The organism is Zavarzinella formosa DSM 19928, assembly GCF_000255705.1.
Lineage (GTDB): Bacteria > Planctomycetota > Planctomycetia > Gemmatales > Gemmataceae > Zavarzinella > Zavarzinella formosa.
Genome location: NZ_JH636439.1, coordinates 1,061,993 through 1,082,555, shown reverse-complemented (window position 1 = coordinate 1,082,555; position 20,563 = coordinate 1,061,993). Strand labels below are relative to the sequence as shown.

Below are 20,563 nucleotides of genomic sequence, written 5' to 3'. Positions count from 1 at the left end.
TCAACATGATCTCTCTGTTTGACGCCTCCCGGTCGAGCGTTTTCTTAGCCCTATTACTGGCGCTTGGTTGCGGGTCCGGCGATCCGAAAACCGGCATCGTCTCCGGCCGGGTCACACTTGACGGGCAAGAACTCACGACGGGTTCGATTCGCTTCGTGCCGCTTGACGGACACTCGCCAACGGCGGGCGCCCAGATCACCAATGGGATCTATTCCGCAGAGGTTGCCGTGGGCGAGACGAGAGTGGAAATCACCTCTCCCCGGCCCAAGAACCGGAAAGGCCCGGCGAAGCCCAACAGTGCCGAGGAACTTGAAGAAGCCGTTCCTCCCCGGTTCAACAGCCGTTCGGAACTCAAATTCAATGTGATCAGCGGCAAGAACAACAAAGATTTTGAATTGGCGGGCAAGTGATTCCAAGCATATCAACTCGGTGGTTTTTTAGTTTTTCCGGCCTGTGATTCTCCCGCCGCGTCATGCCATGTGGCCGGACGTTCGCATCACAATCTGGTGCGTGGCAGTTCGCATTCGTAATGAAAAAACTCCGTGTCCTGCCGCCAACCGTCGCGTTCGTAGAGTGACTGAGCGGTGGTATTCGTAACCGCTGTGGACAATTCAAGCCGGATGGCGCCCGTTTTCATGGCGTGTTCTCGGGAGGCATGCAGGAGGCGAGCACCAACACCTCGTTGTCTTGCCTTCTCCTCGACGTACAGATCGTTGAGAATCCAAATTGGCCTCATGGACACCGACGAGAAAGAGGGATAAAGCTGTGTGAAGCCCAGTGCCCGCGCGTTCTCAATCAAAGCCAAGATCACCGACTCGCCACGCTGCAACCGCTCGGTCAAGAACGGGCGGGCACCGTCGATGTCAGATGGCTGACCATAGAACTGCCGATAGGCGTCGAACAGCGGAACGATCAATTCAACCTGTTCAGCCATGACTTGAATGATTTGAAATGGCGAATCCATGCTCATTTTGATCCCCATGTGTGTCGCTCTTGCAACGTTGACTTCTCCGCCTTGAGCATCACTACCCGGAGAATCATGCGCTGCGGGCAGAAGAGCCTGCCCGCAGCGCCATTAGATAGTCGCTTGCGGGTCAGGCGACGCCGTTCTTTTTGAACCACTCTTTCAGTTTCTTCCAACCATCCTCGGCCGCTTCCTTCCGGAAGCTCGGCCGGTAGTCGGCGAAGAACGCATGCGGGGCTTCCGGATAAACGACGATTTCGCCCGGCTTGTCTGCCTTTTTCAGGGCCGCCCGCATCGCTTCGACATCCTTGACCGGGATGCCGGTGTCCTTCTCTCCATACAGCCCCAACACCGGGGCCTTGACCTCACCCGCCAAATCAATGGGGTACTTCGGCTGCAACTCGGTCGCCTTCCCGGCCCCGGAAAGACGGCCATACCACGCGACCCCGGCCTTGAGGTTGGGGTTGTGGGCCGCATACAGCCACACGACTCGCCCGCCCCAGCAGAAACCGGTGATGCCCAACTTCGCCGTATCGCCGTTACCGGTCTTTTTGGCCCATTCCACCGTCGCGTCGAGATCGCTCATCACCTGGGCGTCCGGCACTTTTGAGACGACTTTGCTGATGATTTCCTGCAACTCCAGTTTCGAGACATCGCCCTGACGGGCGTACATCTCGGGGGCGATGGCCAGATAGCCGAGCTTGGCCAGCCGACGGCACACATCCTTGATATGCTCGTGGACGCCGAAAATTTCTTGCACGACCAGCACGGTCGGGAACGGCCCGCCTTTGTCCGGAACGGCCCGGTAGGCCGGGATGGTGCCGTCTTTGACGGGGATTTTCACCTCGCCAGCCGTCAGGCCGGTGGCGTCGGTGGTGATCGTTTCGGCGGCGACCGGCTGGGTCGAAAGGGCAAAGCCGGCGGCGAGCGTTGTCACGGCGAATTCGCGGCGACTGATCGACATCTTCTGGCTGGGCTTCTCTTCGCTCATGGTGCGTTCCTTGGCAATCGGGGGCGACAGGGGAATTCTCAGCGAACGGGCGTTGGAGACAAGTGGAGCCAGGCCGACTGGCGGTTGAAGTTCTGTTGAAATTGCTCTGGACATCTTTCCTTGCCCGGTTTATATGGCCGTGATCTTCTCTCCGATCTTCGGGGAGGTTCCGTAAAGAGGGGCGAAACGTGAACGGGTCCGACAGCGAACACGTCGTCGAGACCGGTCATCTCACGAAGATTTACCAGAACCGCCACATTGCCCTGAATGATGTCTCCCTCACGATTGAGCCGGGCTGTGTGTTGGGTCTGCTTGGGCCAAACGGGGCCGGGAAGACGACGTTTCTTCGGCTCATCCTCGGGCTGCATCGTCCGACGGCCGGGTGGGTGAAAGTTTTCGGCAAACCGATGACGCCGAATTCGGCCGCGCATCGTCGCCGGATTGGCTACATCCCCACGAACCCGCAGTTTCCCAAGGGCATGACGCCCATCACGTATCTGGATTACATGGGCCGGCTGTTCGGCCTGCCGATCAATATTCGCAAGCCACGATTTGCGGCCTTGATCCGGGCGGTCGATTTGCTGTCCCACGCCGGGGCGGATATCGGCCAGTTTTCACCGGGGATGACCGGCCGTCTCGCGGTGGCCGCCAGCCTCATCAACGAACCGGAATTGCTGATCTGGGATGAACCGACGCACGGGTTGGATATCGAAGCCCGTCGCTCGATGCTGGAACTCATCAAGACACTCGCCCACGAAAAATCGCTCATCATTTCGAGCCACAATCTCAGCGACGTGGACGAGGTGTGCAATCACGCCGCCGTGCTGAGCCAAGGGCAGTTGATTTTCCAAGGCTCGCTGCAAGACCTCAAAGGCCGCATCCGCAAGAACCATTACGAACTCGATTTGGAAGGCGACCAAAAAGCCATCAGCAAAGCCGTGCAAGCCCTCAAGGGGAACACCGACATCAAGCAGGCGATGCTCCGGCAACGTCGGCTGGAAATCTTGCTGAACGAAGAAAACATCAACACGGGTATCCTCGCCAAGATTTTCAACATTCTGAACGAGAACAAGGTCACCTTGGTCAGCGTGCGAAGCGTGGGCCAGCAAACAGAACAAGCGTATCTGGACCTTGTGGAAAAAGAAGAATCACGCGGGTTCACGAGGCTTTATCAACCCGCCGAGGCGGCGTGAAACCTCAAGTGTAAGCAAAAGCTCTCCGGGAATAGAAACACATGGATGCCGCCGTTGTCGCCCCGATCAGGTATAGCCGCTGGCTGCCGTATTGGGCCGTGTTGCGGACGGACATCCGGCAGACGCTTCGCAGTTGGGTCTATCGCCTCTGGGTGGTCGTCACCATTCTCGCGGCCGGGGGCTTTTTGCTTTACCGCTTCGGCGTCCATCGGGAAGCAGGGATTGTCCAACCGTCGGCCGTCCACACATCAGATCTGATCCGGGTGATCGCCTTGGGAAGCCTGGCCCTCATCGTTGTGCTGTCTGTTAGCGCTATTTCCTCCGAGAAGGGAACGCTCGCGGATTCCGTGCTGAGCCGGGGCATCTCCCGATACCAATACTTCATGGCGAAGTGGCACGCCCGCACGTTGGTGGTGATCGCCACGTTTTCAACGATGTCCTTGATTCTGCTGGTCGCGTTTCATTTTCTGCTGGCCGACGATCTGACTTTCCGTGGAAGCATGGCCGGAGTAATGACACTCTCGGCAATGCTCGCGGCTGTCGTGGCCATCGGCGTGACCGTTGGCGCCGTGGCCAACAGCACGGTGGTGGGAATCACCATTCTTTGGATATTCCTGTACGGCACCGGCATCCTGATGACGCTGTTGCCAAACACCTTCCCGACCCCGGAGAAGATGCTTTCCCGATTGCCGAACGTGCTTCGCGGCAGCTATGATCTGATGTCCCTCTCGGACTGGGTCGCCGGCGGAGCCATCGTGGCTATCGTGGCCGGTGTCTTTGGAATGCTGGTCTTTTCCCGCAAAGACGTCTGATGATCCGTCGCTTGTTTACAATTCCCTGGCTGATTCCCGCCGTCATTGGCGGGCTGCTCTTCTTGCTCATCGGCTGGGACATATCAGCCAATGGATTGCTTGCTCAATTCGATCACGCCAAGGCCGAACCGCTTTACCAATTCGGACTCTCAAGTGTTGAACTCCATCGGGTGATCGTATTCGTTACCAATCTCGGGGTTGGCGATTTCATCATTACGATTGGCTGCTTGAATCTCTTGATCCTCATTCTTCACCGGGAATGGCGACTGACCGCCGCCTTTGCCGCGGGGCAATGGTCGGTGTATCGGATTATCTCGTTGCTGAAAAACCAATACGCCCGCCCCCGGCCGCCGTTTTTGGATTTGGGCGAATTCAGTTTCCCGAGCGGACATGCCTTTGGATCAGCGGTCATCTACGGCCTAAGCATTTTCGTCGTTTGGCGATTGTTTCCCAGCAAACGCTATCGCTGGCCCCTGATGGCCGTGTTAGCGCTGATGATTCTCGGGATATCCGCGAGCCGGCCGTTGTACGGGGCGCATTACGTCTCGGACGTGGTGGCGGGGACGACGCTTGGCTTGAGCTATGTGTGTCTGTTGATATCCCTCGGGAGCCCAAGGGGATTGAAACAAGGGCGATGAAGGTGCCTCCGGTCAACGGTTGTTGACCGCCCGTCAGTTCCGCGTGACTGCTTCGTGCAAATTCAAAATCACACGGCTCACGGATGTCCACGCTGCCAGTTCGGCGATGTCCCCCTTGGCTGGCATGGGAGAGAATCCAGCGCCGAGGAGTTTTTTGGCCCCTTCCAAGTCACCGCGATATTCGGCGAGGTGTTTGGCCAGAATCTCTTCCAAAACTTTCACTTCTTCCGCTTTCGCCGGGCGGGTGAGCGCTTGTCGATAGGCGAAGTTCAACCGCTCGGCCGTGGTCTTGCCGCCGTTTTCAATGATCCGTTCGGCGAATAGCTTCGCCCCCTCCACATAGGTCGGATCGTTCAGCAGAACAAGGGCTTGAAGCGGCGTGCTGGAGCGTGTTCGTTCGTTGGTGCATTCTTCCCGGCTCGGGGCGTCGAAGGCTGACAGGCTCGGATGCGGGAAACTACGACACCAGTAGGTGTACAATCCTCGGCGATATTGATCGGCATTGCGGTCGTTCTGCCATTCTCGCGTCGGGAAGTTCAAATACGACCAATAACCGGCGGGTTGGTAGGGCTTCACGCTTGGCCCGCCGATCTTGCGATTAATCAGCCCGCTGACGGCCAGCGTGTTGTCTCGGACGAACTCGGCATCAAGACGGAACCGGTTTTGCCGGGCCAGCCACATGTTGCCGGGGTCTTTGTCCCGAAGCGCCTTCGAGGAAACAGACGATTGTCGGTATGCATTGGAGGACACCATCAACTTCAGCAGTCCCTTCACGTCCCATTTACTGCGGATAAACTCCGTGGCCAGCCAGTCGAGAAGTTCCGGGTGGCTTGGCGGCGTTCCCTGTGTGCCGAAATCGTCCATGTTGCGCACCAAGCCTTGGCCGAAGGCGATTTTCCACAGACGGTTGACGAACACACGGGCCGTCAGCGGATTCTCGGGTGCCACAAGCCATTTCGCCAAATCGGCCCGCGACAGGCGTTCTTTCTCAGCCAGTTTGGCCGCCCGCTCGGTCGGGGGGAGAAAGCCTGGCACATTCGGAGTGACCACTTCCCCCGAATCATCCTGCCAGTTCCCACGGGGCAAGACGCGGACCATGCGGGGCGACGAACTCGTGGAAATCAGAGTTTGCGGAAGCGATTTGACGAACTGTTCCTTCTTCGCGGTCGTTTCGGTGATTGTCTTGCGGATCGCCTCTGTCTCCGGGGCGGCCACGTTGCGGTAGTGATCCTGCAACGTTTTCTTGTGGGCATCGGTTCGTTTGTCGGCTTCGACATTCAGGGCATCCGTCACCGGTTTGGGGAGTCCCTTGGGATTCTTTTTGGCTTCCGGCTCCCATTTCGTGATGGCGGCTTCGTCGATCTTGGCCGCCGCCAATTCGGTCTTGGCCTTGGCGATCTCGGCATCGAACTTTTTGATCTCCGCATCTTGTTCTGGAGTCACGATCGGCGTCTGCTGCTGGCGCCCGACGGCCGTCTCGGCCACGTCCGCGAAGAATGCGCCAAAACGATAAAAGTCCTTCTGGGTGAACGGATCGTACTTATGATTGTGGCACTCGGCACAACCGAGCGTCACGCCAAGCCAGGCATTTGAAGAATTCCGAACCCGGTCGGCGACATACTTCGCGGTGTATTCCTTCGCTTGCGCGCCCCCTTCTTCGGTGGTCATCAGCAAACGGTTGTAGCCAGAGGCGACCCGCTGTTCGTTGGTCGGTTTGGGAACCAAATCCCCGGCGAGCTGTTCTTGGGTGAACACATCAAATGGCTTGTTTTCGTTGAAAGATCGAATCACGTAGTCCCGGAACATCCAAACATCGCGATGATTGTCGCTGTGGTAACCGGCCGTGTCCGCGTAGCGAATCGCATCCAGCCACATCACGGCCATGCGTTCGCCGAAGTGCGGCGATTTGAGAAGTTCTTCGATCAGCAACGCATCGGCATCGGCTGATGCGTTTTTCAGATAGGCATCAACCATCGCCGGGGTGGGGGGCAACCCGGTCAGGTCGAAGCTCAGCCGGCGGAGCAGCGTATGCTTGTCGGCGGGCGGGGCAGCCGAAAACCCCTGTTTTTCATGCTCACGGGCGACAAACGCATCAATCGGATTTTTGACCCATGATTGGTTTTTCACCATCGGCTGTTCTACCCGGACCGGCTTGACGAAGGCCCAGTGCTCGTCGAATTTCGCGCCCGCATCAATCCACTTCCGCACCAATTCGGCCTGGGCGGCGGTGATCGCGGGTTTCTTCGCATGGGCGGGAGGCATCACCTCATCGGCCTCCTTGCTGATGATCCGCTTGTAGACCGGGCTGTCGATTCCCTTGCCCGGAATGATCGCCTTGCGAACCGCCTCGTCCCGCACATCCAGCCGGAGTTTCGCCTTGCGTTGGGCCTCGTCCGGGCCATGACAGGCGAAGCATGAATTGTTCAAAATCGGCCTGATTTCCCGCGTAAAATCGATCACCACGGTTTCCGCGGCCTGAACGAAAATTGCCGACAGGAGAAGCGACAAGACGGAGAGTAATCGCATGGCGGGTTCACAAAAAAGCGGAAAGAAGGCGGGTTCCAATTTGGATAAGGTAACCGATGAGAGGGGCGTCAGGCAATGCTTTTTCGTCGGCTCGTGTTCAACCTGCGCGGATAATTTTCACGGAATTCCCGTCATTCTCAGTGGAAATGCGCTGGCCAAGAATCGATTCAGCGGGAAAGATGATGGAAGCAATTGTTCCGTTGTCATCCGTGGCCCGCGGATGACGTGTCTTGTCGGAGGTCTTTCTTGCGCATGCGTTCGCCACGTGTTCTTGTCGCGTACAACGAGCCGGTCCTTCCGGTCGATCATCCGGATGCCCCATCGGAGCACGACATCGTCGCCACTTCCGAATCAGTCGAGAAGGTTCTCGCCTCGGGTGGTTTTAACACGGCACGGATCGCCTACTCCCGTCAGCCCCGCGAACTGTTGAAGAAACTTCGCACTTGGAAGCCGGACGTGGTCTTCAACCTCTTCGAGGGAGAAGCCGACCACACCGAAACCGAGATCTCCAACGCGGCCATGCTCGAATGGCTGAACATCACCTTCACTGGCTCTCCCGCCTACGCCATTGCGATGGGGCGGGACAAAATCCGCACGAAGATGATGCTCCAGGGAGCCGGCCTGCCGACGGCCGCGTTCGCCATCGTTGATGAACTGCCGGCCATCCCCTGGACCAAAGGCTGGCCGGCCATCGTGAAGCCCGCCTGCCAGGATTGCAGCGTGGGGATCGATCAGGGAGCCGTTGTCACCAGCCAAAAGCAACTGGAAGCCCGCGCCGCGTATATCTTCGAGCGATACGGCGGCCCGGTGCTGGTCGAGCAGTTCATTGAGGGACGCGAGTTCCATGTGAATGTGTTCGAGGAACCCGGTGACGGCCCGCCGTGGCATCGTCTGAAAGTGGTTCCGCTTGCGGAAATCCGCTTCGATCACGTCAAGGGCAAAGATTATTGGCCCATTTATTCCTTCGCGGCCAAGTGGGATGAACAATCGCTCGAATACGATGCGACCCCCTTGGACACGGGCCTGATTCTGCCCTCTCCGCTGATGGAAAAAGTGTCGGCCATCTGTTGCGCGGCCTACAAACTTTTGGGCCTGCGGGACTATGGCCGGATCGATCTTCGGCTCACGCCTGACAATGAGCCGTATATCCTTGAAGTGAACCCGAACCCGTATTTGTACAGCATCGCGCTGATCGACGGGATCACGGCGATGGGACGCACTCACGAAGACTTCATTCGGGGCATTGTGCGCAATGCCTTGAGCCGACGGATGCCCGCCCGAGTGCCTCCGCGTCCGGCAGAAAAAGCCTTGTGACCGCTTGATCGGCGGGGAGGAATCTGTTTCCCTGCCGATCAATTTCCTTTCCCACTTTTTCACCTCACGGCCATCAACCCGGTTGAATGTGATTGTCGGGCGCATGACAATACTCATGCCCCACCCTTGCAACGGATTCCACCGGCATTCACTCGTCGGTCAGGTGTCCGTTTTCGCTCGTCCTCGACCGAGGTACCGCATGACATTCCGCTTGAGTTGCCCCCTGCTCCTCCTTGTTGCCACGGTGGCAACGGCCGGTTCGTCCAACAGCCTGCTTGATGTGTCCCCGGACGGCAAACGGTTGCTGGCGACGAACACGGACAACGGCACGATCACACTGGTGGATCTCACGGCGAAGAAAGCCGTGCGTGAGGTCTCCGTCGGGGATCATCCCGAAGGCGTCGCTTGGATGGGCAACGGCCCCCTGGCCATCGCCAGCGTGTACCGCGACGACAAAGTGGTGATCTTGGACACTGAAACCGGCAAAGTGGTGAAGACCCTGAAGACGGACGCCGAGCCTTACGGCGTGGTGACTTCTTCGGACGGCAAACGGGCCTTCGTCTCGCATGACTACCCCGGCACGATCAGCGAAATTGACTTGGTCAAACAAGAAGTCACCCGGACGATGAAATCCGGCGAATGGTCGCGCGGGATTGCCATCTCCCCGGACGATCAAAAATTGTATGTGACGAACTTTTACACCGGCACGCTCACCGCCATCGATCTTGCCAGCGGCAAAGTGGCCGACACTTGGCCCGGCCGCGAAAGCGACAATCTTTGTCGGCATGTGGTGTTGAACCCCAAGCGGCCGAAGGCATATCTCTCACACATCCGGTCCCGCACGCATGTGTTCAATGATCGCGGCTCAATCTTCCCGGAACTCTCCATCTGCACCCTGACCCCGGAACAGAAGGACAAGAAGCGGCGGGTCGCCATCTCGCTGGACACGTTCAACGGTGTTTATGTGACCGCCAACCCTTGGGAATCGGCCGTCACCCCCGACGCGAAGCGGATTTTCACGCTCTACGCGGGGACGAATGACATGAACTTCTCCGAAGTGATCGACGACGATTACCGGGAAGTGGATCGCACCGGCGTGATCTCCGTCGGCTCGCATCCCCGCTCGTTGCGGTTCAGCCCGGATGGCAAAGAGTTGTATGTCTACGCCACGATGGATTTCAGTTTGACGGTACTCGATACAAGCAAGGGGGTCCGCAAATCGGGCACGATCAAGGTGACCACCCCCAAGCAATCACCGGAGTGGGTTCGCGGCAAAGTGTTGTTCCAAACCTCCACCTACCCGATGTCACGGGCAAAGTGGATTTCCTGCTCCTCCTGCCACCCGGACGGCGCCCAAGACGGCCGGGTGTGGGAAAACCCCGAGGGGCTTCGCAAAACGCCGCCAATGTTCGGCTTGGCCCACACGCACCCCCTGCACTACTCGGCCGACCGGGATGAAGTGCAAGATTTCGAGTACACCATCCGCGGAAAGCTGATGAAGGGGGGCGGCCTCTACAACGGACCGATCATTCCCCGAACGGATTTCCTCCCGGCCAGCGAACTTGATCAAAAACTCTCGGGCGTGTCAAAAGATCTGGATGCCCTCGCCATTTACACGAACGGCTTCCAGCCGAAACTTTCGCCGCACATCCCCGCGCCGGGCAAACTTTCCGTCGAAGCCGAGCGGGGCAAGAAGTTGTTCTTCGACAAGACCGTCGCCTGCGCGACCTGTCATTCCGGGCCGTATTACACCGACAGTCGGCTTCAAAAACCCTTTAACCTGCACGATGTCGGAACCGGCGATGATTCCTCGGAAAAGATGGGGCCGAAGTACGACACACCGACGCTGCTCGGCATCTATCGAAGCCCGCCGTATCTGCACCACGGCAAGGCGAAGACCTTGATGGATGTGCTGACGACCGCCAACCCGAAGGACAAGCACGGCAAAACGAGCCACTTGAAGAAAGAAGAATTGGAAGACCTCGTGGCCTTCATCAAGTCGCTGCCTTACGAGACGCCGCCGGATGAAACGCCGAATTCGGTGAAAGATCGGCCGAAACCAGTGGTTTACGGTCAATGATGCCGATCAACGCCCCGGCGGTTCGATGCCCCGCAGAGCGTTGTCTTGAAAGCTGGCTTCATCTTCGATCGGTTCGAGATGCACGGTGGTCGCCAGCGAGGGCCATTTGGCCGTCAAAGCGGCTTCCACCTTCATCCCCAAGTCATGGGCTTCCCGAACGGTAAAATTTCCGGGAACCAACAAGTGGAAATCGACAAACTGCCTCGCCCCCGCCTGTCGTGTGCGGAGAGCATGAAAATCCGTTCCCGGCGGGGTGTTTTCGCGGATCAACGCCCGAATCGCCTCTTGCTCGGCCGGTTCAATCGCATGATCCATTAGCCCGTCAAATGACCGGCGAACCAATGCGAAACCAATAAACACAATGTTCCCGCCGATGAGAATGGCCACGGCCGAATCAAGCCATTGAATTCTCGTCAGCCAGACCAACGCCAACCCGCCGACGACCCCAACGCTTGTCCACACATCCGTCATGAGATGTTTGCCGTCGGCTTCCAGCACAATGGAATTGTGCCGCCGCCCCACCCGGATCAGCAACACGCCAACGACCCCGTTGATGAGCGAGGCCAGCAGGGACAACCCGCCGCCGATGGCGAGTTCCTCCAACGGAGCATCATGGAACAACCGCCGGATGGCCAGGACAATCATGCCAAGCCCCGCCACGATGACCAGCGCCCCCTCCAACCCGGCCGAGAAGAACTCGATCTTCTCGTGCCCGTAAGTGTGGTTCGCATCGGCCGGACGGGCTGAATAAATCATCGAGAGATACGCGGTGATGGCTGCGATCAAATTGATGAGCGATTCAAGGGCATCCGAAAGCAAACCCACCGAGCCGGTGAGGAGATAAGCCGCCGATTTTAGGCCGATGGTGAGCAACGCCGCCAGAACGGAGAGCAACAGCCACGATTTGAGCGAGGAGGAGAGCATCTGAATTGAGATATGACATGCCAGGACTCAAGCAAAACAGCCCGCCGAATCATGGCGGGCTGTTTCCGAATCAATCGCGAGATTCAACCAAACCCACCTTCACTGTTTGCTTGGCCCCCGCCCGGATGATGGTGAGCGCCACCTCCTCGCCCGGTTTGTGCGATTCCACCACCGTCAACAATTCATCGAGCGTCCGGACCGATTTGCCATCGGCCGCCACAATGAGGTCGGCCTTGCTCCGGTCGATTTGCCGGAAGGTGGTGCCTCCGCGTTGCACGATTTTCGTTTGCGGCCCCTTCAATCCGGCCTTGTCGGCCGGCCCTTCCTCGGTGATCCGGCCAATCAACAATCCCTGGCTTGATTGGAAGACGCTCTCAATGCCGATGTCCGGCCGAATAATATGGCCGGTCTTGATCAATTCCTCCACCACCCGCCGGACGGTGCTTGCCGGCACGGCCAGACCAATGCCGCTGGACTGGTTGGCCCGGCCCACAATGGCGGTGTTCATGCCGATCATCTCGCCTCGGCGGTTCAACAACGGCCCGCCGGAGTTTCCGGGGTTGATGGCCGCGTCTGTCTGTATCACGCCCCGGATCATGCGATTGTTCTCGGATTTCAAGTTGCGGTTCAGGCTGCTGATGATCCCCGTCGTGAGGGTGCGTTCCATCCCGAACGGATTGCCAATGGCGAAGACTTTCATTCCGACGATCAGTTTGTTGGAATCGCCCCATGAAATCGGAAAGAGCTTGTCCGCCGGGGCATCAATCTTCAACACGGCCACATCGTTGTTCGGATCGGAACCGACAATCTTCGCGGGATAGGATGACCCGTCGAAAAGATTCACCGAGAGGGTGGTTGCATCGTCAATCACATGGAAATTGGTGAGCACATGACCTTGTTTGGTGAGGATGCTCCCTGACCCGCTTCCGGTACGGACGGCCGCTCCTTGGAAGTCATCCAAGTTTGTTGACTTGTTGGTGATGTTCACCACGCTCCGGTTTACTTTTTCGTAAACAATGATGCTGGTGGATTCTTCCGGCGAAAGTTCCGGTTCCTTGGCGTTGACCGGCGGCAGCAAGGGAATGTCCGCTTTTACCGCGGCGGGTTGGGCCTCGACCGACTTTACCCGATACATTCCCATCCCGGCCACGGCAAACATCCCGGCGGCGAGCAGGAATCGACTGGCGGTTTTCATGACATGGCTTTCGTTGACAAAGTGACCCCGTACCACATCGTATGCACGCGGCATGCCCAATGAAAAGAGCCTGCCGAAAACCCGCCTCGACAAAACGAGGGGGATTGGGTAAGGTCGCGTTGGTTCGGGGGAAGGATTTTCCCCTCTTGCGCAAACCTCACGGACGGGGCCGTTCTCATGTTCAAGATTTTTCAGGGTACGTTGATCGCCGCCTCGCTGGGAATGGCCTTCAGCGCCGGGTACGAAATGCGACCTGCTCCCAAGGCCGCAAAGCCGGTCACAACGACCGCGGACCTGCCGCCGGCGCGTGAACTGCTGGAAAACTCGCCGGCCGTCGATATCCGTCTGCCGGTGGGCGAAATGACTCCGCTGGCCGAGATTCCGGTGGATCGGAAAGACATCGCTTTTAAGTGGATCGAGAAGGAACTGGGCATCAACACGACGGTGCTGAACCCGCAAGAGAAACAAACCCTGAGCGTGCTTCAACCGCTGGAACCGAACCCGGCGCCGGCGGTTCCCTCGGGCAGCCCTTGAAAAATCTGTCGTTTTCCCGACTGTAACAGCGTGTGAATACCCTGCCAGCCGCGATGCCACCCCGGAATCTCAGGTCCTCTCCCTGATTCCCCGGCCGTCGCGGCTTCCATCGTTTTTACCCTGATCGGAAAGCGCAAACAGATATGGCAAACTCCCCTCTGAACGGCAAACGCCTCGGCATTCTCGTCGGCGGCGGCCCGGCCCCCGGCATCAACGGGGTCATCAGCTCCGTGACGATCGAGGCCATCCTGAACCACGGCATGGAAGTCATCGGCTTCCAAAACGGGTTTCGCCATCTTGTGGAAGGCAGCACGACTAAAAACCGAGTCCTGACGGTTGATGCCGTTGCCGCCAGTTACCATCGCGGTGGTTCGATTTTAGGCACCGCCCGCACGAACCCCGCCAAAGATGAAAAGGACATGGCCAAGGTGCTTGGCGTCCTCAAGGAAATGAACATTGACTGCCTCGTGACCATCGGCGGGGACGACACCGCTTTCTCCGGTTCACAAGTGGCCAAGCGCGTTGGCCCCGGCGCCGTTCGCGGACCGGGGGAGAACAAGTTTCTCCGCGTCTGCCATGTGCCGAAGACCATCGACAACGACTTGCCGTTGCCCGAAGGAACACCGACCTTCGGCTTCGAGACCGCCCGCCACCTCGGCACGCTGACCACCCGCAATCTTCACGCGGACGCCAAAACCACGGGCCGGTGGTATGTCATCATCTCGATGGGCCGGGCCGCCGGTCACCTGGCGCTGGGCATCGGCAAATCGTCCGCTTCGACGATCACTTTGATTCCCGAAGAATTCCGGGACAAGTCGATCACCCTCGAAGGCATCGCTGACGCGATTATCGGGTCTATCTTGAAGCGCAAGCTACAGGGCAAGGATTACGGCGTGGCCGTGCTGGCTGAAGGGTTAATCGAATCCATCGGCGAAAAGGGTCTTCTCTCGGCCCTCGGCGAAGATGAACTCAAGCATTACGGCCGCATCGAACGGGATGAACACGGCCACTTGCGGCTTGGCGAACTCGAATTTGGCCGCATTGTGAAGGATTACCTGAAAAAGCGGCTCAAAGAACTCGGCCAGAAGATGGATTTCATCGACAAGGACTTGGGTTACGAACTCCGCTCGGCCGACCCGATTCCCTTCGACGCCGAATACACCCGCGACCTCGGTTACGGGGCGGTCAAGTTCCTCGCCAGCGATCTGTCGAGCCAATACGGGGCGATCATCAGCTTCATCGACGGCCGGATGGTTCCCCTGCCGTTCGAGCAAATGATCGATCCGAAAACGCAACGGATGCGTCCCCGGAAAGTGAACGTGGACAGCGAATCCTTCAAGTGCGCCCTGCGTTACATGGTGCGTCTGGAACATGCGGACCTCGAAGAGGCCGCCAGTTTGAAGGCTCTCTCCGGACTAACGAATCTTTCCCCGGAAGCGTTCAAGGCACGGTTCCTGCCGACAATCACCGAGTAATTGTTCTTGTCGAATGAATTGTCTTGGAAGCCCCGCCCAAACCGGCGGGGCTTTTTCGTGCTTGTTGTGAAAAGTGATTCAACAACAACCGGTGCCGCCCACGCCGCATTTGTCCGGTGCCAGGCATTCGGTGTGCTTGGTGCCGAGGGTCAGCAGCAACCCGGCCGGGGTCATCTCCACTCCACCGACCGGATATTGAGAGATCACGCCGGATTCGTATTCCACTTCCACCGGCGGGTCTTCGTCGCGAAACAGCGATTCGGTGTGTCGCAGGATGTCTCCGAGTTTTGTCGTGTCGAGACGGTGATGAACGTCGTCGGCTGTCCATACTTGAAGCAAACAGGACAATGATTCCCGTTTGGTTCCCCCACAATCCACAAACTGCTTGTGAACCCGGCCAACTTCCGTCACATGAAAATGAGCGGGGACAAAATCCCCGTCGGGAAGCATCAGATGGATCGCCGATTTTGGATTGGCCGTGAGGATTCGATCCAACTGTCGAAGGTTCAGCATGATTCTTCCAGGCGGGTCCGCCCGATTGACAAAGCCGGTCTCCCGCCGAGAATCTACCGTGATTCCCCGCCCGGATGACCGACGGTTTGATTCCAGAGAAATCGCATGCCTGATGACCGTTTTGACCCGCGAAACAACAGCATCGGCTTCCTGCGTCTGGCTCTCGCCACCCTTATTTTATATTGGCATTCCGTTTTGCTCGGCCATGTCGGCATGGAACCTCTTTCCGCGATGTCCGGCGAACCATACACCCTCGGCGGTTTGGGAGTGGATGGCTTTTTCGCCCTCAGCGGCTGGCTGATCGCGGCGAGCTATCAACGCGCCCACTCGTTCCGGGTTTACCTCTGGCATCGCTGCCTGCGGATATTTCCGGGCTATTGGGTTTGCATCCTGCTCTCCGCACTTGTGCTGCCTGCTTTGTTCCATCAACCTCCCAATGCCGATTATTTGATCCGCAACGCCATCGAACCGGCCGGGGGAGTTTTTCGCCCCGTGGTGAACAAAGTGTTCTCAACTCGCGGCGAGGATGAAGTCCCGCTGCCGTGGGGGATGTTGCTCGGCAAGAAAACTATCCCGGATGTGTTTGTGGACACCTACGAAAAAAACATGATTAACGGCTCGCTTTGGACGCTGGCCTACGAATTTCGGATGTACCTTCTGATCGGCGTGCTGGGTGTGGCTGGATTGTTGCGCCGGCCTGCCGTCGTCCCGTTGCTGATCTTGAGTTGGGTCTGGCTGATCTGGTCCTGGAAGTCCGGCGGACCGTTGACCACCATGTTCCCGCGTACAATGGCCCACTTTCTCATGGGATCGGCATTTTACTTGTTTCAGCCAAGGTTTCGGGGATGGTTCGCGCTGGTTTGCATGCTCGCCGCCGCCGGGGCGATGACGTTGAAATGGTTCCCGGTGGTGGCGCCGTTCACCACCACCTACATCGTGTTTTACCTCGCCCGTGTGCTGCCGTTGCAATGCGTGGGAAAACGGGCTGACTACAGTTATGGGTTTTACATCTACGGCTATCCGGTCCAGCAATCATTGACCGCGTTCGGGTTCAACCAGCATGGCTTCGCGGCTTATTTCGCGATGACGTTGCTCATCACCGGACTCTTCGCGGCCGCTTCCTGGCATCTGGTGGAGTCACAAGCCTTGAAGTTGAAAAATTGGGGGCCGGGGCGAACTCCAAAACCCGTTGGACAACCAGCGGCTTCCTGAACTTCCAACCCTCTCAAAATTGCCGGGCATCATACGCGACATAGGCCGCCAGACCAAGCACGCCCGCGACCAGCAGGAACAGCATCAGATAGCCGAAACGAGTCGCGGATCGGTATCCGGAATCCTCGGCATAGGCGGCATCTGTCCATGCCACGGCCCCTTGCGTGGAAGCCACTTTTTTGAAGAATTCATCCATGAACAACGGGGCGTTTCCAAACTCCTGAATCCGGGCGGTCAGGTAACACCCGCCGAAGCGAACGCCCTCCCCGGCGGCCACCCGACCGGCAAAGCGGCCGAAAGCGTCGGCCCGTTGACGCACGGCATTGAGGAAGTGGAAAATCTCCGCGTTTGTCTTGGTGGCCGGTTCCGTTGGCTCGCCGTGGCGTTCCGTCTGAAATTGTCGAAAAGCCCAATAAGGCAACAGATGGTTCAACACCCATTTGCTATTGGCCTCGACGGAATCCGGCGCCCGATCCGGCGGCAGATCAGGGCATAACGGATAACCCTTGCCGAGACGTTGGGTCTTCCGATCAATGGCGAACCGGGTGAGAAAATCCCTGGCTCCGGGAAGCGTGTCCAGCCCGGTCACCAAGGAATACACCGGGAACTTCAGCATCAGGGTTTCCTCGGCCACCCGCAAATCCTGGCTGGCGTTTAACCCCAATTGCTGAGCGATATCTTCGCGGTCCAGCCGGGCGAACGGCATGGCGACGATGGCCCCGTTCAGCGGACATAACGGCCAGCGCGATGCGGCAAGCATCCGGCATAAATGGGCCAGTCGTTGACCGCGCAGTTCGATCTCGGCCGGATCGCGGACAAGACCGGCCTTGCCCCCTGCTGCCTCCGGCGAGCGAATCGGCGAACCGGAGAGGCGTTGAATCTCGCGTTTTTCCGGCTCCGAGAGGGAGCGGTTTTCATCACGGGCCTTGCGGATCATCTTTTGGATCTGCTGTAGATCCCCGCCAAGGCTCAGGCCGATTGATGTGCCTCCATCGATGCCGATAGAAGAAGCCATGTCGGCCCCGATGGAGCCGTTCACGTCTGAACTCGCGGAAGCGGCCGACACCTCCAGCCGAATTCCCGCCCCAAGCAAGCAGACGCCCGGACAGGTGATCGCAATCAATTCCTTGCCGGCAAACACACGGAGGGAAGAACCGCTCGGCGTGCCGCCATCCACCACCAGCCCGCCGGGGATGGCCGACAGCCACTCTTCCTCCACCCCGCTCACCGGGCCAAGGACGAGATAAACCGGCGTGTCCCCGATGCCGATGCCCGCCCCGTCGAGGGCGTCCAAAATCCGGTTCCATTCCTCGTCCAAATCGGGAAACACACTCACTTGGGATTCCGGGGCCATCAACCGCCAGACCCACCAAGCCTGCCAAAGCAGACCATAACCAAGCAAAAACAAAGCGGAGAGCCAGAACGGCCGGAACCACACCGGGCCGCCAAGGTTGCGGGCGACGCCGTACTTTTCCTCGACGAAGTACAGCCCGACGGCCGCCCCGGCGACCAGCAGCAGGTGAAGAACCCACACAACGGCGGCAGCGAATTTCGGGCGTGAAAACATCGGCACGAACAGGTTGCCGATCCAGCGGAAAATCATCATTCGCGGCTCAGCGTAAGAGAGTGACCAACAAAGCAGTGACCACCGGGATCGAAATCAGAACGCCGGCCCAGACAATCTTGGTCATCTTCCGGTAACCTTCGACGGCCAGCAACATTGGCACATCGGAAGTCGGCGGCCGTTCCGGCACGGCCGGGAGTTCCTTCCCATAACCCTTGGAACATCGGGAACGGGCGGCGCCCACCCACTCGCGGAATGCCTCCGGCCGTTCGGCCAATTCGCCGCGAAAACCGAGGAGAACACACATCAGAAAGCCTTCCAGCACATCGGCCGATTCCGGAAGAGACTCGGCCATTTTGGCCTGTTCCCAGAAGTTCCGATAGCGGATGTTCGTCTCAAAAAGGGCCGACTCCAGTTTGTTCTCGTCCCACTCGCGGGACCAAGGCGATTCGATAAACATCTCGTCCAGCCAGCAGACGAGCGGATAACGCAACCCTTGGAAGCGAGGCGGTTCGTGGGCGGCCACGGAGGCCATCACATCCTTGCCCGTGCCCCAAGGGGAGGGTTGCGAAGAGGTTCCCAACAAACGTTTCAGTTCGGCCTGCTCGGCCACCAGATTCGGCCTTTCGTGGCGATCCAGCCGGGCGCGTAGTTTCAGCCCGTGCAGGAGAACCGGGTAGACTTGTCGGGCCAGCAAATCGTTCATGTCGGTTCGTCGGCGGGAATGTTCGCGGTATCCTACGCCGGGGTTTCGCATAGCCAAGGTGAGAAGCCGCGTCGTATCATTCCCGTGGGCGGTTTCCGCATTGGCCGCCGACCCCGACGGGATCACCGATGCCGAACCGACCGATCCACTGGCACGAGGGGATGTTCCTTCGTCCGCACCATTTTCAAACGGCCGACCGGCACGAACGGACGGTGCGCTTCCAGCAACTTCAGTTCGATCTCGCCCACTATTGGGGGGTGCGCCGCATCCGTTTCGACGAAGAAGCCCTCGGGGCGTTTCGCTTTGTCCTGCGCTCGCTGGAAGTGCGATTGCGCGACGGCACGGTGTTAATCCTCCCGGACGAAGCGGGTGAACTCTCCCTGGACCTGAAACCCGCCTTCGCCGGGCAAAACCGGGTGGATGTCCTCATTGCGCTGCCGCAATGGAAAAGCGGCGGCCCGAACGCCTCCAACGGCGAAGCCCCTGATCGGCGCTACACGGTCGAACATCTCTCCTTGGATGATGAAAACACGGGCGTGAATCCGCAACCGTTGGCCGTGCGGAAGCTGAACGTCCGTCTGCTCACCGGGACGGACGACACGGCCGGTTTCGAGACGATCCCCCTCGCCCGGCTGGTGAAAGCCGACCGGGCCGAGGCCACCCCCAAATTAGATACCACTTACATTCCCCCGCTGTTGGGCTGCGATGGCTGGCATCCCCTTCAGCATGATTTGCTTCAACAATTGTTTCACCGACTGAATACGAAGATCGAAGTGCTGGCCGGGCAAGTCACCTCGCGCGGCATCACCTTGGACAGCCACTCGCCGGGAGATGCCCGTCGATTGCAGCAATTGAGCCAAATCAACGAAGCCTACGCCTTGCTGAGTAATCTGGCTTTCGTCCCCGGCATCCACCCGCTGACGGCCTATCTGGAACTTTGCCGCCTCGTCGGCCAACTCAGCATTCTCGGAGAAACCGCCCGGCCGCCGCAACTGCCGCGTTACGACCACGACGACCTCGGCGGCTGTTTCTGGCGGGTGAAACAATATTTGGACGCCTTGCTGAACGATGTCGAAGAACCCGCTTATCAGGAACGCCCGTTCGTCGGTGCCGGGATGCGAATGCAGGTGACGCTCGAATCGGCCTGGCTAGAATCAGCCTGGCAAATGTACATTGGAGTGCGAAGCACCCTCTCGAACGACGAGTGTATCCGTCTGCTCACCCGACCCGAACGTCTCGGCATGAAAATCGGGGCCTCGGATCGCGTGGACACGATTTTCACCCGCGGCCAGGACGGATTGCGGTTCACCCCCAGCCCCCGGCCGCCGCGCGATCTGCCGAGCGCCGGAAACCTGACTTACTTTGAAGTCCCCCGCGATCTCAATTCGGCCGAATGGCAGTTTGTGCAACGCTCCCTCAGTCTGGCGATTCGCCTCCGGGAAGGCGACATCGTCGGCAACATTCAGGGACAACGAGAACTGACCATCAAGGCCGCCGGCCAAAACGCGACGATGCAGTTTACCCTCTACGTGACCCCAAACACCGGGGCGAGAAGTTGACATCTTCCTTGTTTGGGCCAAAACACCTTTTTTGAAAATTGATTCATCTCAAACGGTCCAATAATCAACCGTGAGCGGTTATTCTGGGCCATCTGAAATGACGTAAAAAGCCCCAAGATTACTCCAAAATCATTAGGCGAGATGTCGATTTACCGAGGGTTTTGAAAAATACTGTTCAGTTGGCCCACTGTTTTTGACCAGCCGGGTGGGTGTCCAACTGTCCAAAAATGGTCGCCTGAAGGTCATTTTCACCCGTTTTTGGTCACTTTTCGGGTCGAATTTGGCTGGTTTAAAAATCGTGAAACCGCAAGCCCTGTAGCCCCATTGGTTGCAGGAAATGCCGGTTTATTTGCCTCGTTTGAA

General features: G+C 58.4%; 18 protein-coding genes. 10 read left to right on the top strand and 8 right to left on the bottom strand.

Going from position 1 to position 20,563, the window contains the following annotated elements; translation table 11 throughout:
* The first annotated feature begins 5 nt into the window (after positions 1–5).
* Complete coding sequence (locus tag BGIM_RS0105320) at positions 6–410, top strand: hypothetical protein (protein WP_020468761.1); 405 nt, start codon at positions 6–8, stop codon at positions 408–410.
* A gap of 86 nt (positions 411–496) precedes the next feature.
* On the opposite strand, the gene BGIM_RS0105315 is transcribed toward BGIM_RS0105320, so the two are convergent.
* On the bottom strand, positions 497–970 hold the full coding sequence (locus BGIM_RS0105315; protein ID WP_063607873.1) for a GNAT family N-acetyltransferase: 474 nt from the start codon (positions 968–970) through the stop codon (positions 497–499).
* Positions 971–1,094: 124 nt separating this feature from the next.
* Complete coding sequence (locus BGIM_RS0105310; protein ID WP_029629757.1) at positions 1,095–1,955, bottom strand: dienelactone hydrolase family protein; 861 nt, start codon at positions 1,953–1,955, stop codon at positions 1,095–1,097.
* Positions 1,956–2,143: 188 nt separating this feature from the next.
* Between BGIM_RS0105310 and BGIM_RS0105305 the strand changes: the two genes are divergently transcribed.
* From BGIM_RS0105305 to BGIM_RS56970, 3 genes are read left to right on the top strand one after another with little or no spacing between them, the layout of a single operon-like run.
* The gene (locus tag BGIM_RS0105305) at positions 2,144–3,148 is read left to right on the top strand and encodes an ABC transporter ATP-binding protein (RefSeq protein ID WP_020468758.1); all 1,005 of its coding nucleotides are present in this window, start codon (positions 2,144–2,146) and stop codon (positions 3,146–3,148) included.
* A gap of 41 nt (positions 3,149–3,189) precedes the next feature.
* A complete protein-coding gene (locus tag BGIM_RS0105300; RefSeq protein ID WP_020468757.1) occupies positions 3,190–3,960 on the top strand; it encodes an ABC transporter permease in 771 nt (256 codons plus the stop codon).
* Positions 3,960–4,598 (top strand): phosphatase PAP2 family protein, encoded by a 639-nt coding sequence (locus tag BGIM_RS56970; RefSeq protein ID WP_020468756.1) that lies wholly within the window; start codon positions 3,960–3,962, stop codon positions 4,596–4,598. Before BGIM_RS0105300 ends, BGIM_RS56970 begins: the two co-directional genes overlap by 1 nt.
* A 33-nt stretch (positions 4,599–4,631) precedes the next feature.
* Here the strand turns inward: BGIM_RS56970 and BGIM_RS0105290 are convergent, their stop codons facing one another.
* A complete protein-coding gene (locus tag BGIM_RS0105290; RefSeq protein WP_020468755.1) occupies positions 4,632–7,124 on the bottom strand; it encodes a PSD1 and planctomycete cytochrome C domain-containing protein in 2,493 nt (830 codons plus the stop codon).
* Positions 7,125–7,376: 252 nt separating this feature from the next.
* Between BGIM_RS0105290 and BGIM_RS0105285 the strand changes: the two genes are divergently transcribed.
* Complete coding sequence (locus BGIM_RS0105285; RefSeq protein WP_020468754.1) at positions 7,377–8,438, top strand: D-alanine--D-alanine ligase family protein; 1,062 nt, start codon at positions 7,377–7,379, stop codon at positions 8,436–8,438.
* Between the two features lie 199 nt (positions 8,439–8,637).
* Positions 8,638–10,518: a cytochrome D1 domain-containing protein gene (locus BGIM_RS0105280; RefSeq protein ID WP_020468753.1), complete on the top strand. Its 1,881-nt coding sequence runs from the start codon at positions 8,638–8,640 to the stop codon at positions 10,516–10,518.
* A gap of 6 nt (positions 10,519–10,524) precedes the next feature.
* On the opposite strand, the gene BGIM_RS0105275 is transcribed toward BGIM_RS0105280, so the two are convergent.
* Together BGIM_RS0105275 and BGIM_RS0105270 are read right to left on the bottom strand one after the other, a co-directional pair.
* Positions 10,525–11,442 carry a cation diffusion facilitator family transporter gene (locus BGIM_RS0105275; RefSeq protein WP_020468752.1) on the bottom strand — a complete coding sequence of 306 codons (918 nt, stop codon included), beginning with the start codon at positions 11,440–11,442 and terminating at the stop codon, positions 10,525–10,527.
* Between the two features lie 70 nt (positions 11,443–11,512).
* Positions 11,513–12,637, bottom strand: coding sequence for a S1C family serine protease (locus BGIM_RS0105270; protein ID WP_020468751.1), 1,125 nt, complete (start codon positions 12,635–12,637; stop codon positions 11,513–11,515).
* Positions 12,638–12,814: 177 nt separating this feature from the next.
* Here BGIM_RS0105270 and BGIM_RS0105265 point away from each other — a divergent pair, with 177 nt between their 5' ends.
* Together BGIM_RS0105265 and pfp are read left to right on the top strand one after the other, a co-directional pair.
* Positions 12,815–13,171 (top strand): hypothetical protein, encoded by a 357-nt coding sequence (locus BGIM_RS0105265; RefSeq protein WP_020468750.1) that lies wholly within the window; start codon positions 12,815–12,817, stop codon positions 13,169–13,171.
* 143 nt (positions 13,172–13,314) lie between these two features.
* Complete coding sequence (pfp, locus tag BGIM_RS0105260; protein ID WP_020468749.1) at positions 13,315–14,646, top strand: diphosphate--fructose-6-phosphate 1-phosphotransferase; 1,332 nt, start codon at positions 13,315–13,317, stop codon at positions 14,644–14,646.
* Between the two features lie 78 nt (positions 14,647–14,724).
* On the opposite strand, the gene BGIM_RS0105255 is transcribed toward pfp, so the two are convergent.
* Positions 14,725–15,159, bottom strand: coding sequence for a DUF6428 family protein (locus BGIM_RS0105255; protein ID WP_020468748.1), 435 nt, complete (start codon positions 15,157–15,159; stop codon positions 14,725–14,727).
* A 105-nt stretch (positions 15,160–15,264) separates the two neighbouring features.
* Here BGIM_RS0105255 and BGIM_RS0105250 point away from each other — a divergent pair, with 105 nt between their 5' ends.
* Positions 15,265–16,371, top strand: coding sequence for an acyltransferase family protein (locus BGIM_RS0105250; protein ID WP_020468747.1), 1,107 nt, complete (start codon positions 15,265–15,267; stop codon positions 16,369–16,371).
* A 13-nt stretch (positions 16,372–16,384) separates the two neighbouring features.
* Here BGIM_RS0105250 and BGIM_RS0105245 read toward each other — a convergent pair whose 3' ends face one another.
* Both BGIM_RS0105245 and BGIM_RS56965 read right to left on the bottom strand, forming a co-directional pair.
* Positions 16,385–17,977, bottom strand: a complete 1,593-nt coding sequence (locus tag BGIM_RS0105245; RefSeq protein ID WP_020468746.1) for a type VI secretion protein IcmF/TssM N-terminal domain-containing protein — start codon at positions 17,975–17,977, stop codon at positions 16,385–16,387.
* A 7-nt stretch (positions 17,978–17,984) separates the two neighbouring features.
* Complete coding sequence (locus BGIM_RS56965; RefSeq protein WP_029629756.1) at positions 17,985–18,641, bottom strand: DotU family type IV/VI secretion system protein; 657 nt, start codon at positions 18,639–18,641, stop codon at positions 17,985–17,987.
* A 128-nt stretch (positions 18,642–18,769) separates the two neighbouring features.
* On the opposite strand from BGIM_RS56965, the gene tssK reads away from it, so the two are divergent.
* Positions 18,770–20,200 (top strand): type VI secretion system baseplate subunit TssK, encoded by a 1,431-nt coding sequence (gene tssK, locus BGIM_RS48765; protein ID WP_020468744.1) that lies wholly within the window; start codon positions 18,770–18,772, stop codon positions 20,198–20,200.
* Positions 20,201–20,563 lie beyond the last annotated feature (363 nt).

What these genes read in the sequence shown, in the direction of transcription:
- BGIM_RS0105320 (WP_020468761.1), top strand. Translation starts at nt 6, where the DNA reads ATGATCTCTCTGTTTGACGCCTCCCGGTCGAGCGTTTTCTTAGCCCTA.
- BGIM_RS0105315 (WP_063607873.1), bottom strand. Translation starts at nt 970, where the DNA reads ATGAGCATGGATTCGCCATTTCAAATCATTCAAGTCATGGCTGAACAG.
- BGIM_RS0105310 (WP_029629757.1), bottom strand. Translation starts at nt 1,955, where the DNA reads ATGAGCGAAGAGAAGCCCAGCCAGAAGATGTCGATCAGTCGCCGCGAA.
- BGIM_RS0105300 (WP_020468757.1), top strand. Translation starts at nt 3,190, where the DNA reads ATGGATGCCGCCGTTGTCGCCCCGATCAGGTATAGCCGCTGGCTGCCG.
- BGIM_RS56970 (WP_020468756.1), top strand. Translation starts at nt 3,960, where the DNA reads ATGATCCGTCGCTTGTTTACAATTCCCTGGCTGATTCCCGCCGTCATT.
- BGIM_RS0105290 (WP_020468755.1), bottom strand. Translation starts at nt 7,124, where the DNA reads ATGCGATTACTCTCCGTCTTGTCGCTTCTCCTGTCGGCAATTTTCGTT.
- BGIM_RS0105285 (WP_020468754.1), top strand. Translation starts at nt 7,377, where the DNA reads ATGCGTTCGCCACGTGTTCTTGTCGCGTACAACGAGCCGGTCCTTCCG.
- BGIM_RS0105280 (WP_020468753.1), top strand. Translation starts at nt 8,638, where the DNA reads ATGACATTCCGCTTGAGTTGCCCCCTGCTCCTCCTTGTTGCCACGGTG.
- BGIM_RS0105275 (WP_020468752.1), bottom strand. Translation starts at nt 11,442, where the DNA reads ATGCTCTCCTCCTCGCTCAAATCGTGGCTGTTGCTCTCCGTTCTGGCG.
- BGIM_RS0105270 (WP_020468751.1), bottom strand. Translation starts at nt 12,637, where the DNA reads ATGAAAACCGCCAGTCGATTCCTGCTCGCCGCCGGGATGTTTGCCGTG.
- BGIM_RS0105265 (WP_020468750.1), top strand. Translation starts at nt 12,815, where the DNA reads ATGTTCAAGATTTTTCAGGGTACGTTGATCGCCGCCTCGCTGGGAATG.
- pfp (WP_020468749.1), top strand. Translation starts at nt 13,315, where the DNA reads ATGGCAAACTCCCCTCTGAACGGCAAACGCCTCGGCATTCTCGTCGGC.
- BGIM_RS0105255 (WP_020468748.1), bottom strand. Translation starts at nt 15,159, where the DNA reads ATGCTGAACCTTCGACAGTTGGATCGAATCCTCACGGCCAATCCAAAA.
- BGIM_RS0105250 (WP_020468747.1), top strand. Translation starts at nt 15,265, where the DNA reads ATGCCTGATGACCGTTTTGACCCGCGAAACAACAGCATCGGCTTCCTG.
- BGIM_RS0105245 (WP_020468746.1), bottom strand. Translation starts at nt 17,977, where the DNA reads ATGATGATTTTCCGCTGGATCGGCAACCTGTTCGTGCCGATGTTTTCA.
- BGIM_RS56965 (WP_029629756.1), bottom strand. Translation starts at nt 18,641, where the DNA reads ATGAACGATTTGCTGGCCCGACAAGTCTACCCGGTTCTCCTGCACGGG.
- tssK (WP_020468744.1), top strand. Translation starts at nt 18,770, where the DNA reads ATGCCGAACCGACCGATCCACTGGCACGAGGGGATGTTCCTTCGTCCG.